The organism is Streptomyces sp. NPDC020958 (assembly GCF_055562175.1).
In genome coordinates this window covers 838,771-853,416 of record NZ_JBVHFU010000002.1, presented here as the reverse complement: position 1 = coordinate 853,416, position 14,646 = coordinate 838,771, and the positions used below count along the sequence as shown (strand labels likewise).

12 protein-coding genes are annotated in these 14,646 nt (G+C 70.9%); 7 read left to right on the top strand and 5 right to left on the bottom strand.

Annotated features, from left to right (window positions below; translation table 11 throughout):
* The first annotated feature begins 71 nt into the window (after positions 1 to 71).
* The 7 genes from ACZ3KP_RS09650 to ACZ3KP_RS09620 all read left to right on the top strand — a co-directional run bounded on the left by ACZ3KP_RS09650 (position 72) and on the right by ACZ3KP_RS09620 (position 9,545).
* Positions 72 to 1,700 (top strand): hypothetical protein, encoded by a 1,629-nt coding sequence (locus ACZ3KP_RS09650; protein WP_467497840.1) that lies wholly within the window; start codon positions 72 to 74, stop codon positions 1,698 to 1,700.
* Between the two features lie 185 nt (positions 1,701 to 1,885).
* On the top strand, positions 1,886 to 2,470 hold the full coding sequence (locus ACZ3KP_RS09645; protein WP_467497838.1) for a hypothetical protein: 585 nt from the start codon (positions 1,886 to 1,888) through the stop codon (positions 2,468 to 2,470).
* Between the two features lie 57 nt (positions 2,471 to 2,527).
* A complete protein-coding gene (locus tag ACZ3KP_RS09640) occupies positions 2,528 to 3,406 on the top strand; it encodes an LLM class flavin-dependent oxidoreductase (protein WP_467497836.1) in 879 nt (292 codons plus the stop codon).
* A 1,016-nt stretch (positions 3,407 to 4,422) separates the two neighbouring features.
* Positions 4,423 to 5,196 (top strand): isoprenyl transferase, encoded by a 774-nt coding sequence (locus tag ACZ3KP_RS09635; RefSeq protein ID WP_358978497.1) that lies wholly within the window; start codon positions 4,423 to 4,425, stop codon positions 5,194 to 5,196.
* Between the two features lie 436 nt (positions 5,197 to 5,632).
* Complete coding sequence (locus ACZ3KP_RS09630; protein WP_132891196.1) at positions 5,633 to 6,958, top strand: PhoH family protein; 1,326 nt, start codon at positions 5,633 to 5,635, stop codon at positions 6,956 to 6,958.
* Between the two features lie 417 nt (positions 6,959 to 7,375).
* Positions 7,376 to 8,068, top strand: coding sequence for an aggregation-promoting factor C-terminal-like domain-containing protein (locus ACZ3KP_RS09625; protein ID WP_467497833.1), 693 nt, complete (start codon positions 7,376 to 7,378; stop codon positions 8,066 to 8,068).
* A gap of 118 nt (positions 8,069 to 8,186) precedes the next feature.
* Complete coding sequence (locus tag ACZ3KP_RS09620) at positions 8,187 to 9,545, top strand: AI-2E family transporter (RefSeq protein WP_467497831.1); 1,359 nt, start codon at positions 8,187 to 8,189, stop codon at positions 9,543 to 9,545.
* Positions 9,546 to 9,583: 38 nt separating this feature from the next.
* Here ACZ3KP_RS09620 and ACZ3KP_RS09615 read toward each other — a convergent pair whose 3' ends face one another.
* The 5 genes from ACZ3KP_RS09615 to ACZ3KP_RS09595 form a co-directional block, all read right to left on the bottom strand.
* Positions 9,584 to 11,917 carry an FtsX-like permease family protein gene (locus ACZ3KP_RS09615; RefSeq protein WP_467497830.1) on the bottom strand — a complete coding sequence of 778 codons (2,334 nt, stop codon included), beginning with the start codon at positions 11,915 to 11,917 and terminating at the stop codon, positions 9,584 to 9,586.
* A complete protein-coding gene (locus ACZ3KP_RS09610) occupies positions 11,914 to 12,603 on the bottom strand; it encodes an ABC transporter ATP-binding protein (RefSeq protein WP_467497828.1) in 690 nt (229 codons plus the stop codon). Before ACZ3KP_RS09610 ends, ACZ3KP_RS09615 begins: the two co-directional genes overlap by 4 nt.
* Positions 12,600 to 13,124, bottom strand: coding sequence for a PadR family transcriptional regulator (locus ACZ3KP_RS09605; RefSeq protein WP_358978489.1), 525 nt, complete (start codon positions 13,122 to 13,124; stop codon positions 12,600 to 12,602). The genes ACZ3KP_RS09610 and ACZ3KP_RS09605 overlap by 4 nt, the downstream gene beginning before the upstream one ends.
* Positions 13,125 to 13,277: 153 nt before the next feature.
* Complete coding sequence (locus ACZ3KP_RS09600) at positions 13,278 to 13,538, bottom strand: type II toxin-antitoxin system antitoxin (protein WP_467497826.1); 261 nt, start codon at positions 13,536 to 13,538, stop codon at positions 13,278 to 13,280.
* Positions 13,535 to 14,452: an SPFH domain-containing protein gene (locus ACZ3KP_RS09595; RefSeq protein ID WP_358978485.1), complete on the bottom strand. Its 918-nt coding sequence runs from the start codon at positions 14,450 to 14,452 to the stop codon at positions 13,535 to 13,537. The genes ACZ3KP_RS09600 and ACZ3KP_RS09595 overlap by 4 nt, the downstream gene beginning before the upstream one ends.
* Positions 14,453 to 14,646: the final 194 nt, after the last annotated feature.

Genomic DNA, 14,646 nt, shown 5'->3' with positions numbered 1-14,646 from the left:
GCACGGCCACGGACCGCTGTCCGCATCTCGGCTTCGACCCGGCGCCCGGCGACGCGGACCGGGTGCGGGAGATGCAGCGCAAGCTGTCCGACTGCGCCAGGGAGATGGAGAGGGCCCGTGCCAAGGTCACGAAACTGATGGACGGCAGCTACTGGGAGGGGGACGCGGCGGTCGCCTTCCGGGAGCGGTTGGAGGGGGGTCCGCTGCCGCTCACTCTGGAGAACGGCGCCCGCTCCGTCGCCGAGGCCGCCGGGCAGCTGGATCTGTGGGCAGCCGAACTGGAGGAGTTCCAGCGGCGGGCGAGGAGACTCGACGGCGAGGCGAAGGACGCGCGCGAGGCGCTGCGGCGGTCCCGGGAGCACGCGGAGGGGGCCGACCGCAAGGTCACGGCGGCGCAGGGCGAGCTGGACGACGTACTGAGGCGCGCGCGTGCCCTCGCGGGCGAGCACGAGGAGACCGCGCGCAAGCGGGCACGGCACATCGGCGACGCCGCGTACAGGTCGGCGCCGAAGGAACCGGACGCGTGGGACAGGTTCACGGACTGGGTGGGCGACAACCTGCCGGACATCCTGAGCGCGTGTGCCGCGGTGCTGGGGGTGATCGCGCTGCTGGGTCTGACGGCCATCGCCCCCTGGATGCTGTTCCTGGCGGCGGGCCTGCTCAGCGCGACGGCCTTCACTCTGCGCGTCGGCGACCCCGAAGTCCTGGCGTCCCTGGAGGACGGCTTCACGAAGGGCGAACTGGACATCGACTTCTGGGGCAACCTGCTCGGCACAGCGGGCGACTTCCTGGGAACACTGCCGGGGCTGGGGGCGGTGGCCAAAGGCGGCTACCTCGGACTCCGCTCAGTCGGCGAGTCAGGGGCGCTGCTGTCGCTCGTGGCAGAGGGCGACCAGGTGCTGACGCTCGGGCAGAGACTCGCGAGGGCAGGCAGCAACGTCGGGACGTCCTTCAAGGGGGTCGGGGCCTCGATCAGATCTGAGGCCGCCGCAGCTGGGGGAGCGGCGAGTTTCCTGGCACACGCACGGGTGTTCGGCGGTCGGCTGGCGCCGGTCGTGGAGAAGGTCGACAGGCCGGCGACGATCCTGGGGGCAGGAACGGCTGTCTACGGCGTCGCGAGCAGCTTCGTCGGAACATTGGACAACGATGCCGCCAAGACGGTCAGCAACCTCCTGGACGGACCCAGAACTCTAGGTGTCGATGTTCCAGCGACCATGGGGCCCTGCATTTCCTGCTGCGCGGCGCGAGCGAGACGTCATGAGGAGAGTTCCGTACGCGATCGACGACTCGGCCCACAGCGAGGACGCGGACGTATGGTTCGCGATGCCACCGGGCTTCGTCTCCCTTCCCCTGGAGGAGTTGGCGACGTCCCGGTGCCCGTCGGCGCAGGTGTCGAGTGGGCTGGCGGACCTTGGGCCGGTACTCCGGCTGGCCAGATTGCTCGTGGAAGCGGGAACGGTGCACTGCTCCCTCGGCCTGCACGCGGACGACGTGGGCGACGGTGGTCCGCTGTTGTCCCTCTTCATGCTTGCCTGGCGGGGAACCGGCTGGGCCCCGCGCAGCGTTCTCGCGGCGCGTGCCGCAGCCTGCGCGGAACGGGCGGAACACATCGAGACTCTGGATCTCCCGTGCGGTCCGGCCGCACTTGTGCAGTCCCGGTTGCCTGCCCCGCCGGAACTCGGCCTCGCTGCCCCTCGTGAACTGCTCCAAGTAACGGTCCACGCGCCATGCCCGGACGGCGAGCGCATTGCGATCCTCTCTCTGGCGACGACGGCTGTCGGGCAGGGGAGGCACTACCGGGCCCTCCTCACGGACATCGCCGTCACGGTCAGCTTCGAAAATCCGCTTACTGGCACATTCGTTGACGTACCCGACAAGGAATGACATGTCGCCCACACATCTCCACAGAGCCTGGGACGACCCGGCGACCCGCCGCGCCTGGACGAAGCTGCTGATCGGCGCCCTCCTCGGTCAGATCCTGTGGCCCGCGGCCTGGCTGGGGCTCCTGGCGTGGTACGTGACCGTGTCGGCCCCCTGGACGCTGTGGCTCTTCTTCGTCCCGCTGGCCTACACCTTCTACCGGGCATTCCTCCAGTGGGCCTACTGGCAAGGAGCCTTTCGCACCCGGCGTCTTCTTCGGCAGTACCCCTGGCAGGTGTACGAGACCCCGGAAAGCGGCATCGGCAACCTCCCCGGGGTCCGCGACGGCTACGCGTGGCTCAAGTTCCCCAACCCGGACGCATCGGATCAGCCGGTCACCATGGTGATGCACTCGCATGTGCGTTCCCTCTGGTGGGGCGGTCGCCTCGGCAGGCGCGCCAGTGCCGAGCGGAAGGCACAGGTGCGGGAGATCTGGTTCGCGGGTGACCCCCGATATGCCGCGGTGATCGCCGTACCGGCTCCACGTCACTTCTACGTGCTCCGACAGCCCCCGACGAAAGAACAGGGCGTCGCCGATGCCCTGCCGTGAAGGCCCGGTGGCAGCAACCGAGTTGACGGACGGGCGCCTTGGGGTAGGACCAGCCTCATGACCGCACTAGGCGCAGTGTTCCGCCCCCAGCTTCCCCCCGAGCGGCTTCGTGACGTGGTTCGGGTGGCTGATGAGGTGGGGCTTGAGGAGTTGTGGCTGTGGGAGGACTGTTTCCGGGAGGGCGGGATCTCGGCGGCAGCCGCCGCGCTCGCCTGGAGTGAGCGGGTGCGGATCGGCGTCGGGCTGTTGCCCGTCCCCCTGCGGAACGTGGCCCTCACCGCGATGGAGGCGGCCACGCTGCACCGGATGTTCCCCGGGCGTGCCGTCCTCGGCGTCGGACACGGCGTGCAGGACTGGATGGGCCAGGTCGGCGTCCGCGCCCAGTCACCGCTGACCCTGCTGCGGGAGCACCTCGACGCCCTGCGCGGCCTGCTGCGCGGGGAACGGCTGAGCGTGAGCGGGCGGTACGTCCGGCTCGACGACGTCGCGCTGGACTGGCCGCCGCCCACCCCCGTCCGCGTCCTCGCCGGCGCCGAGGGGCCGCGCACGCTGCGGCTGTCGGGCGAGGCCGCCGACGGGACCGTGCTCACCGCCGCCACCTCCCCCGACGGGGTCCGCCGGGCGCGGCGGCTCATCGAGGAGGGGCGGGCCGCCGCGGGACGCGATGCCGGCGAGCCGCACCCGGTCGTCGTCTATCTGCTCACCGCCACCGGACCGGACGCCGCCGCCCGGCTGCGGGCCGAACTCGTCGCGGAGGGTCTGGACTCCGTCCCCGGCCTGGGGGTCGCCGGGGACGCGGACGCCGTCGCGAAGGCCGTACGGCGGCTCGCGGAGTCCGGTGCCGACACCGTGATCCTCCAGCCGACGGGGGACGAACCCGACCCCGAGGGCTTCGTACGGTTCACCGCACAGGAGGTCCGGCCGCTCGTGCCGTGAGCCGTGAGCCGTGAGCCGTGAGCCGTCCGCCGCGCACGCCGTCTCCGCACGCCGTCTCCGCGCGCCGTCTCCGTACGGCTGCTCCGGAAGAGCGGATTCGTGCCCGGCCCCGGCCCGCGGACGGACCCGCACCGGCGGATGGCGGCCCGTCGGCCCCGATGCACCCGCCTTGGAATGCCAGGCGCCGAAGAATGGCCAAGAACCGCCGTCCGGGTCCACGGACGGCGGCCGCGCCCGCGCCGGACTCCGGCGATCATTGCGGTGCATGCCGGGACGGTCCCGCCCAACCGGTCCAACCGGTGCGGATCGCTATGGAACTACGCATAAGCGAACAGTGGATCTTCGCGTTCACTCCGCATTGTCGTGGCGTTCCCACATCGTTACCGTCGCGGCTTCATGTCGAACCGGAGATTCACGTAAGTTCGGACCAAGGTAATTCGCGTGAGCAAAGCTGCGCGGGCGGCACCGCGCAGTGGAGGGGGCTGCGCGGTGCCGTGATGCGTCAGCCGCTCCCGTCAAGCCGCCGTTCGCGGCAGGGGTCGCCCGTCGGGGGGATGGACGGACAACCCGCCGCGGGGCCCTCAAGACGGCTCAAACCCTCTTGATCTCCTCGTTCGGGGCCACTTTCCCTGGGATTCCGCCGTGAATCGGCCATCCGAGGCCCGTGAATCCAGCGTTTCCACCCCCTCAAGGCGCTGTCGGACGACTGCGGAGAGTAGTGATGGCGCGCCGATGCGCGCAGCATCACTTACAAAGGGTTATGGTGGAACCCCCCCCTCGGGCCGGTCCGTCTCCCCCCCACGGACCGGCCCGTTTTTTCTGCCCGCGGCGCCGTCCCCGTTCGCGTCCGGCGCCCACCCGGTTCCCGGTGTCCGGGATGCGGCCGTTCGGGCGTCGCAACTCCCCGTCCGGTGGCCTTCCTCCCCGCGGAACCCCCCTCAACTCCCAGCGGGGTAGGCTTCGGCCCGCGGATTCCCGCACACTCCCGCAGCCGAATCACGAGGGGCGGACTTCAAGTGAACCTGCGCGACAAGCTGCGCGGCCTGCTCGTCAGGCTCTACGCACGCCGGGTGGAAGGCCACCTGGACCACGCTCAGGTGCCGAAGCACATCGGTGTCATCGTGGACGGCAGCCGACGCTGGGCGAAGGCCGCCGGCTCCACCCCCGTCGACGGTCACCGGGCCGGCGCCGAGAAGATCGAGGAGTTCCTCGGCTGGTGCACCGAGACGGACGTCGAGGTCGTCACCCTCTGGCTGCTGTCGACGGACAACTTCAACCGTCCGCCGGAGGAGTTGGTCCCCCTCCTCGGCATCATCGAGAACGTCGTCCGCACCCTCGCCGCCGACGGCCGCTGGCGGGTCCACCACGTCGGCACCCCCGACCTGCTGCCCTCGCAGATGCAGCACGCGCTGAAGGAGGCCGAGGAGGCCACCGCGCACGTCGACGGAATACTGGTGAACGTCGCCATCGGCTACGGCGGCCGGCAGGAGATCGCCGACGCGGTCCGCGCGATGATCCTCGACGCCCACGAGAAGGGCGTCTCGATGGAGGGCCTCGCCGACTCCGTCGACATCGAGATGATCGGCCGTCACCTCTACACGGGCGACCAGCCCGACCCCGACCTGGTGATCCGCACCAGCGGCGAGCAGCGGCTGTCCGGATTCATGCTCTGGCAGACCGCCCACTCGGAGTACTACTTCTGCGAGGTCTTCTGGCCCGCGTTCCGCAAGGTCGACTTCCTGCGCGCCCTGCGTGACTACGCGGCCCGCCACCGCCGCTACGGCGGGTGACGTCTTGGTGACGGCGGACGTCAACGCGACACACGCCCCGCCGCACCCCCGCCACGCCGGACAACCCCGTCGTCACGGCGGACTGCCCCAGGTCACCCATGAGGCGTGAATCACCCTTTTCGGGGCACGGGTAACACGGAGTTCACCTTCTCGTCGTTGCAGACAGTGGCATGGCGGCGCATGTTCGAGGGCATAAGCCAAACAGGTCGATGCCCGAACCACGGGCATCGGATCTCAGCGGGCGGCTCGGGGCCGTCCGCCCGGGAGGCCCTTTGCACCAGCCCGACCGTGCGGTCACGGCACGGAAGAAGCAGCGGGGGGCCGGTTTTCGGCCCGTGCAGGGCGGCCGTCGACCGGTCGGGACTTTTCCCGCCCGGCCCAGCCCGGTCCCCATCCTCGTCGCTCCCCGACCTCATCCGAGGGGGTACGTCCTTCCGTGGTGACCAGCACAGCGCGCCGCAAGTCCGACCGGCGCACCTATGTTCTCGACACCAGCGTCCTGCTGGCCGACCCGAACGCCATGACCCGCTTCGAGGAGCACGAGGTCGTGCTCCCGATCGTGGTGGTCACGGAGCTGGAGGCCAAGCGGCACCATCCCGAGCTCGGTTACTTCGCCCGGCAGGCGCTGCGCCTGCTGGACGACTACCGGGTCCGGCACGGCCGCCTCGATGCCCCCATCCCGATCGGCGACCTGGGCGGCACCATCCGTGTCGAGCTCAACCACTCGGACCCCAGCGTGCTGCCGAGCGGCTACCGCCTGGGGGACAACGACTCCCGCATTCTCGCGGTCGCCCGGAACCTGCAGGCCGAGGGGTACGACGTCACCGTCGTGTCGAAGGACCTGCCGCTCAGGATCAAGGCGTCCTCGGTCGGTCTCCTCGCCGAGGAGTACCGTGCCGAACTCGCCATCACGGACTCCTCCGGCTGGACCGGAATGTCCGAACTGACCCTGTCCGGCGAACAGGTGGACATCCTCTTCGAGGAAGGCCACGTGTACGCGCCCGAGGCCGCCGACCTTCCCGTGCACACCGGTCTGACCATCCAGTCCGAGCGGGGCAAGGCGCTCGGCCGGGTGACGGCCGAGGGCACCATCCGGGTGGTGCGTGGCGACCGCGAGGCGTTCGGCATCAAGGGCCGCAGCGCCGAGCAGCGCATCGCGCTCGACCTGCTGCTCGACCCGGACGTGGGCATCGTGTCGATGGGCGGGCGGGCCGGCACCGGCAAGAGCGCGCTGGCGCTGTGCGCGGGCCTGGAAGCGGTCCTGGAGCGCCGTCAGCACCAGAAGGTGATGGTCTTCCGGCCGCTGTACGCGGTCGGCGGGCAGGAGCTGGGCTATCTGCCGGGCAGCGAGGCGGAGAAGATGAGCCCCTGGGCTCAGGCGGTCTTCGACACCCTCTCCGCGGTCACCAGCCGCGAGGTCATCGAGGAGGTCACCGCCCGCGGGATGCTGGAGGTGCTGCCGCTCACCCACATCCGCGGCCGCTCCCTGCACGACGCGTTCGTGATCGTGGACGAGGCCCAGTCGCTGGAACGGAACGTCCTGCTGACCGTTCTGTCCCGGATCGGCGCGAATTCACGGGTGGTGCTGACCCATGACGTGGCACAGCGGGACAACCTGCGGGTGGGGCGTTACGACGGCGTGGTCGCCGTGGTCGAGAAGCTGAAGGGGCATCCGCTCTTCGCGCACGTCACCCTCACCCGGTCCGAGAGGTCCCAGATCGCCGCACTTGTGACCGAAATGCTGGAGGACGGACACATCTGATCCCTGTGTCCAACGTGGGCTGATCAGCCATCCGTTGGTGCCGTCCGGCAAAGGCCCCGAGCCTAGCCGGGCGGCGCCTTCGCGTGTGTGGGTTTCCTGAAATCCCGTGGGGGAAACGGGATGTGAGCTTTCACACGCAACTCGGAATTGCCACCCGGCGTCCGGTTACGGCAGAGTCTCGTTCCTGTCAGGCCCCGCATACGACACACCTGTACCCCCAGCGGTACGGAACAACAGATGCAGCGCAGCCAATTCCATAGCGACGTCGTATGCCGCCCGAGCACCACGCGGCGCTCCCTCGCGGGAGCCGCCCACCGGGCCCGTGTCTCCCGTGACCCAGTAGTGAGGAGGCCAGCGCCAGGGGCACGATTGCGTCCGCCAGGGTCACCGAAGCGGGCGATGCTGGAAGGAAACCGTGTGAGCCGGATCTCGGTCCGGGGATTCGCAGTGGCCTCGGCCACGGCGGTCACCGCTGTCGGAAGCGTCGTCGGTGTTGCCTCGGGCAGCGTGGCGCAGCCGAACAACGACGCAGAGGCGACAGCAGCCGACACCACGCTCCTCGCCGACCTGCCCGCTGGTCAGCAGGCCCAGGTGCAGACCGCCTCCCTGACGCAGCAGGCCGACGCCATGGCCATCCAGGCCGACGCGAGCGCCAAGAAGGACGCCGAGCAGGCGGCCCGGGTGGCGGCGGCCAAGACCGCGACGGCCAAGAAGGCCGCGGCGGAGAAGGCGGCCAAGGAGGCCAAGGAGCGCGCCGAGGCGAAGAAGGCGGCCAGCCGCTCCGCGTCCGTGGCCAGCTTCCCGGTCCAGAGCTCGTACACCGTGGCGCAGATCCAGGCGATGGCGCAGAGCATGGTGGCGAGCGGTCAGTTCCAGTGCTTCAGCAACATCGTGGACCACGAGTCCAGCTGGAACTACCAGGCGGTCAACGCCTCCTCCGGTGCCTACGGCCTCTTCCAGGCGCTGCCCGGCTCCAAGATGTCCTCCGTGGGCGCCGACTGGCAGACCAACCCGGCCACCCAGATCAAGTGGGGCCTCAACTACATGAACTCCCGCTACGGCAGCCCGTGCGAGGCCTGGTCCTTCTGGCAGGCGAACCACTGGTACTAGAGCCGTTCGGTCTCTCAACCTCCGACAGCCCCTCCCCGTCCTTGGGGGAGGGGCTGTCGCCCTGTACGGTCGGAGCGGACGACTCCAGGGGGGAGTGGTGAGGAGCAGAGGGCGGATCATGTCGCGAGTGCCTCAGTGGCTCGGCCGGCTCGGTGCCGGACTGACCGAGATGGGCGAGCGGTTGGACGAGCGGCGGGCCGAGGTGGAGCGGGAGCGCGGCGAACCGGAACCGCCCCCGTCGTCCGCGTCGGCATCCGCCCCCGTGCCGGCCCAGAAGGCCGAGCGGCCCCAGCGGCCCCGGAAACCCGCCCCGCGCCCCGACCCCGTCACAGCCGTCCCCTGGGGAGTGCGGGTCGCCGCCGAGGCCGGCTGGCGGCTGCTGGTGCTCGCCGGCACGGTCTGGGTCCTGATGCGGATCATCAGCGCCGTGCAGCTCGTCGTCTTCGCCTTCGTCATCGCGCTGCTGATCACCGCGCTGCTCCAGCCCACGGTCGCCCGGCTGTGCCGGCGCGGCGTGCCGCGCGGCCCGGCCACGGCGATCACCGCGATCTCCGGGTTCGTGGTGATCGGCCTGATGGGCTGGTTCGTGACCTGGCAGGTCATGGAGAACATCGACACGCTCTCCAACCAGATCCAGAGCGGCATCGACGATCTGCGCAACTGGCTCCTGAAGAGCCCCTTCCACGTCACCGACAAGCAGATCAACCAGATCGCCAAGAACCTCCGCGAGGCGATCGGCGCCAACACCGACCAGATAACGTCCTTCGGTCTGGAGGGCGTCCAGGTCGTGGTCGAGGCGCTGACCGGCCTGCTGCTGGTCTTCTTCTCGACGCTCTTCCTGCTCTACGACGGTGCGCGCATCTGGCAGTGGTTCCTGAAGCTGGTCCCCTCCGCCGCCCGCGAGGGTGTGGCCGGTGCCGGACCGCGGGCCTGGCGCACCCTGACCGCCTATGTGCGGGGCACGGTGCTGGTCGCCCTCATCGACGCCATATTCATCGGCCTGGGCATCTACTTCCTGGACGTCCCCATGGCCGTCCCGCTCGCCGTCTTCATCTTCCTTTTCTCGTTCATCCCGCTGGTCGGCGCGGTCGCCTCGGGCGCCCTGGCCGTGGTCGTGGCCCTCGTCACCCAGGGCGTGTTCACGGCGGTCATGACGCTGGTCGTCGTCCTCGCCGTGCAGCAGATCGAGGGCCATGTCCTGCAGCCGTTCATCCTCGGCCGGGCGGTCCGGGTGCACCCGCTCGCGGTGGTCCTCACGGTCGCGGCCGGCGGCATGGTCGCGGGCATCGGCGGCGCGGTGGTGGCCGTACCGCTGGTGGCGGTGACGAACACGGTGGTCGGCTATCTCCACCAGCACTCGCACGAACGGTACGAGGAGGACGAGGACGTCGAGGCCGAAGCGGCGGAGGCTGCCGACGCGGCCGCCGCGAGGCCCGAGGACGCGGAGCTGGAGACGGCCGAAGACCCCGCTCACTGACCGGTGGGCGGGGTCTTCGGGGCGACTTCCGGTGTCCGCTACTCGGTCCGCAGGCCGTCGGGGCGCATCAGCCGCAGCAGCGGCGGCAGACTGAGCAGGGTCACCGCGACGACGACCCCCGCGCCGACACCGGTCATCGACAGCACGCTCACCCAGTCCACCCGCAACGGCACCGCCGTCATCTTCATCAGCACCCCGCCGAGCGTCAGCCCGACCGCCGCCGCGAGCAGCAGGCCCAGCGCGATGGGGATCGCCGACTGCCACAGCACGGACAGGGTGAGGGTACGGCGCCGGGTGCCGAACGCGATCAGCGCCGACAGCAGCTTCCTGCGCTCCCGCAACTGCTCCAGCTGGGTGACCAGCAGGCTCGCCCCGATGAGCGCGAGGACGGCGGCCGCGCCCACGAACAGGCCGGTGCGGATGGTGTCGTACTTCGGGTTGCGGGTGGTCGCCGCCCAGGTCCAGGTGTAGGCGAGCGGGTCCATGCCCATGACGGCGGTGCGCACCCGCTCCTCCGCGTCCGGCACTGCGGTGTCCAGCCGCAGGTACACGGTTCCGCTCGGAGCCGTCCGCGCCTTCGCGGGCAGTGCGGACGGGGTGACCAGGACCCCGTTGAGGTCGGTGCTCAGCGCGTCCTTGCGGGTGGACACCTTCGGCAGCTTCGCCGGTACGGTCCACGGGGCCTCGACGCCGGGGCTGCCGCTGTAGGACGGGCCGACCCACACCGCGCGGCCCGGGGCCAGCAGCTTGCGGGCCCCCGGGTCGTCGGACCAGGCGGCGGACAGGAAGGCGTCCCCCTCGCGGCAGGACGGCAGGACCGCCACCTCGCGCAGGGCCGCGCAGTCCCCGACGATCACCTGCATGGTGGTCCCCGGGTCGAGGCGCTTGTCGCCGTACTCCGTCCGGGACAGCGCCACCGCCCCCTTCACCCCCCTGGTCGCCTTGAGCCTGGCCCCCGCGGCGGCCACCTGGACGCCGTCCGGCAGGTCCACCTCCATCTGGGCGCGGTGCGGGTCCTTCCCGGTGTTCTTGGTGTAGTCGGCCTGCACGCCGGAGAACAGCATCTGCAGGGCGATCGCGCCGGCCACCGCCACCGCCACGCCGTTGACCATCCGGGCGGCCGTACCGCTGCTCAACTGAAGCCTGCGCACCGCGAGTTGCCAGGAGACGGCGCCGTTGCCGAGGCGACCGACGGCGCGTTCCACCACCCAGGGCAGCAGCGCGGTGACGCCGACCAGCAGCGCCAGCACGCCACCGGTCACCAGGTACTGGTTGAAGTCCCCGCCGTCGGCGCCCTGTCCGATCATCGGGTAGAGCATCGCGAGGCCGCCGACCGGCAGCAGCAGCCGCCACCACAGCCGGCGCCGCGCGGGCCGCGCCGTGCGGACCACGCCGAGCGGTTCGATGACGACCCGGCGCATCGCGAACAGGGTGACCAGGACCGCTGCGGCGGGCACCGCGACGGCGACCAGGGCGGCCAGGGCCGGCGTCGGGGTGAGGTAGTCCGGGTAGACGCTGACGTCGAACAGCTCGATCGTGGCCGCCGCCTGGCTGCCCAGCAGGAAGAACCCGGTGCCGAGCACCAGGCCGAGCACCGCGCCCGCCATGGCCTCCCCGGCGGCGATCCGGCGGACCATCCGGCCGTCGCAGCCGACCAGCCGCAGCGCGGCGAGCCGCCGGTCGCGCCGCTCGCCGCCGAGCTGTACGGCGGTGGCGATGAAGATGCCGACCGGGGCCAGCAGCACCACGAAGACGAGCAGCACGAGCAGCAGCAGGATCGGGTCCAGCCCGTCCGAGGAGTCACCGGAGGAGTTCCCGAAGTGCCTGATGCGGCCGACCTCGGGGCCGTGGCCGATCTCCCGCTCCAGCCCCTGCACGCCCATGTAGTAGGCGAGTTCGGTCGGGCCGACCAGCCCCCGCTCACCGATCGTCCCGACCACCTTCGCGGGCAGCCGCTCGCGCAGCAGGCCGTTGCCGGGCGCCTTCAGCAGCTTCTCCAGGGCGGGGGAGACGTACATCTCGCCGGCCGCCGGGACGCGGTCGATGCCCACCGGCACCGGGGCGTGCGGTCCGTCGGGGTCGACCAGCCGGGCCCGGATGTCCGCGCCGTACCACGAGGTGTTCACATGGCCGACGACGATCGTGTCGTCGGCCGCGGGGATCTTCGGCGGTGTCACCGCGAAGTCCTGCCGCGTGGCCTCCTTCGCGTGGCGGGCGTCCAGGATGTTCGGCACCGCCGCCGTGAGCAGCAGCAGGGCGACGCCGAGTCCCACGCCGACCGCGGTGAGCAGGGCCCGGATCCAGCCCTCCCGCCCACCGGTGAAGGCGAACCGCGCCCCCATGGCCAGATCCCCGGCCCAGCGCCCGCTCATACGGTCCGCTCCATGTCCCGGGACTTGCCGTCCCGTACGACGATCTCGCGGTCGGAGTAGGCGGCCACCCGCGCCTCGTGCGTGACCAGCACGACGGCCGCGTTGGTGGACCGGGCGGCGTCCGTCAGCAGCTCCATCACGCGCTCGCCGTTGAGCGAGTCCAGCGCGCCGGTCGGCTCGTCCGCGAACACCACCCGCGGCCCGGTCACCAGGGCCCGCGCCACCGCGACCCGCTGCCCCTGGCCGCCGGAGACCTCACCGGGCCGCTTCTTCGCGAGGTCGTCGACCTCCAGCCGTGCCATCCATCCGAGGGCCGCCTTCTCGGCCTCCTTGCGGGAGGTGCCGTTCAGTCGCAGCGGCAGCGCCACGTTCTCCACACAGGTCAGTTCCGGCACCAGCTGCCCGAACTGGAAGACGAACCCGAACTCGCTGCGCCTGAGCGCACTGCGCTCGGCGTCGGTCATGGTCGCCATCTCCCGCCCGGCGTACAGGATCGAACCCGCGTCCGGCGGCACGATCCCGGCGAGGCAGTGCAGCAGGGTCGACTTGCCGGACCCGGACGGGCCCATGACGGCGACCACCTCGCCGGCGTGTATCGAGAACTCGGCCCCGTCGAGCGCGACGGTCGGGCCGTAGGCCTTCCGCAGCCCCTCGGCCGCGAGCAGCGAACCAGCGGGAGCGCTCACCTGGCCACCTCCGTCCGGAGCTTGTCGAGCCGCGCTGCCGTCAGTTCCAGCCACCGCAGGTCCGCCTCCAGGTGGAACAGGGCGTGGTCGCAGATGAGCTGGTCGGCGAGATCGCCGCGGCGCTTGCGGTCCGTCAGGATGCGCATGCTGCGCAGGTGCTCGGCCCGCTGGCCGTCCAGGATGTCGGCGGCGTCGCGGTGCGTCAGCAGCGCGAGCACGACCTTGGTGTACAGCGTCGACTGGAGGTACTCCTCCGGCTTCTCGGGCGTCGCCAGCCACCGTTCGACGTCGGTGATCCCGGCGTCCGTGATGGCGTACCGCTTCCGCTCCGGGCCGCCGCCCGCCTCGATGCCGTCGACCTCGACCAGGCCGTTCTTCAGCAGCCGGGACATCGTCGAATAGACCTGGCCGTAGTGGAGCGGCCGGTCGTGACCGAACTTCTCGTCGAAGGCCCGCTTGAGGTCGTAACCGTGGCGCGGGCCGGACTCCAGGAGCCCCAGGAGGGTGTGACCGATGGACATGCGGAGCACTCTACACACCGTGTATACGCGGTGTGTATACACGCCGTGTGCAGGCCGTGGCCCACGGTCCTCGCGTCGGCTTCGCGCTGGGTGTCCGCGCAGGTGGGGGCCGAATGTCACGGTTCTGCGACACCGCGCCGCGGCGGCCGGGCTTCAGGCCGACGGGGGTCCCGGGGCGGTGCCACCCGGTGGCCGGCCCCGGCGTGGCAGGGGGCCCGCCTCGCCGGGGAGGCGGCCCGCTTCCGCGAGGGCGCGGCGCAGCAGGAACTCGATCTGGGCGTTGGCCGAGCGCAACTCCTCGCCCGCCCAGCGCGCCAGTGCGTCGTACACCGACGGGTCCAGCCGCAGCAGCACCTGCTTGCGCTGCTGCGGCCGGCGCCGCGGCGCCTCCTCGGGAGAGGGCGAGTCCGTCACTGGTAGAGGGTCCCGGTGTTGAGCACCGGCTGCGGCGCCCGGTCCCCGCACAGCACCACCATCAGGTTGGACACCATCGCCGCCTTGCGCTCCTCGTCCAGTTCCACGATGTCCTGCTCGGCGATCCGCGCGAGCGCCGCCTCCACCATGCCCACCGCACCGTCGACTATCTGCCGCCGTGCGGCCACCACCGCACCGGCCTGCTGCCGCTGGAGCATCGCGGAGGCGATCTCCGGAGCGTACGCGAGATGCGTGAAGCGCGACTCCACGATCCGCACCCCGGCCGCCTCCACCCGCGCCTGGAGTTCGACGGCCAGCTTCTCGGTGATCTCCTCGGCGTTGCCGCGCAGCGAGAGCCCGCCCTCGTCGTGCGCGTCGTACGGGTACTCGATGGCGATGTGCCGCACCGCGGTCTCGGTCTGCGTGGCGACGAACTCGGTGTAGTCGTCGACCTCGAAGACGGCCTGCGCGGTGTCCTGGACCTTCCACACCACGACCGCGGCGAGCTCGATGGGGTTGCCGTAGGCGTCGTTGACCTTGAGGACCGCGGTCTCGTGGTTGCGCACCCGGGTGGAGATCCTCGTGCGCGAGGTGAAGGGGTTCACCCAGCGCAGGCCGTCCTGCCGGATCGTGCCCCGGTACCGCCCGAACAGCTGGACGACCCGCGCCTCGCCCGGTGCCACTGTGTTCAGCCCGCGTATCGCGACGATGGCGGCGAGGAAGACGAGGACGCCGCCGACCGCGAAGGCGGGGTCGACGGAGGCGGCGGCGAAGAGCGCCACGGCGGCCGCCAGCCCCACCAGGCCCAGCAGCAGCGCGAGCCCGCCGCCGATGCTGTGTGCCGTGAACTCCCGCACGCGCGGGGCGGGCATCTCGGGTACGTCGGCGGTCAGTGTCGAGTCATGGCCGGACATGGGTTCCCCCCTGAGTGACGAAGCCTAGCTCGGTTCTAGCTAAGTGATATCACTTTAACGCGCGGAGCAACCCTGCGTCTCCCCTGGTCGTCGGTTCCGTTGGACAGGGTGCTGATTGTCACGTCCGCGAAAGGCGTGATCGTGCGTCCTTTGTCATAGAGAGCGGTGTTAGCTTTCTGGACTGACCTGAGCCA

Bases quoted from the DNA above. Each gene is read 5' to 3' on its own strand.
- ACZ3KP_RS09650 (WP_467497840.1), top strand. From the start codon at position 72: ATGCAGCGCAAGCTGTCCGACTGCGCCAGGGAGATGGAGAGGGCCCGT.
- ACZ3KP_RS09645 (WP_467497838.1), top strand. From the start codon at position 1,886: ATGTCGCCCACACATCTCCACAGAGCCTGGGACGACCCGGCGACCCGC.
- ACZ3KP_RS09640 (WP_467497836.1), top strand. From the start codon at position 2,528: ATGACCGCACTAGGCGCAGTGTTCCGCCCCCAGCTTCCCCCCGAGCGG.
- ACZ3KP_RS09620 (WP_467497831.1), top strand. From the start codon at position 8,187: ATGTCGCGAGTGCCTCAGTGGCTCGGCCGGCTCGGTGCCGGACTGACC.
- ACZ3KP_RS09615 (WP_467497830.1), bottom strand. From the start codon at position 11,917: ATGAGCGGGCGCTGGGCCGGGGATCTGGCCATGGGGGCGCGGTTCGCC.
- ACZ3KP_RS09605 (WP_358978489.1), bottom strand. From the start codon at position 13,124: ATGTCCATCGGTCACACCCTCCTGGGGCTCCTGGAGTCCGGCCCGCGC.
- ACZ3KP_RS09595 (WP_358978485.1), bottom strand. From the start codon at position 14,452: ATGTCCGGCCATGACTCGACACTGACCGCCGACGTACCCGAGATGCCC.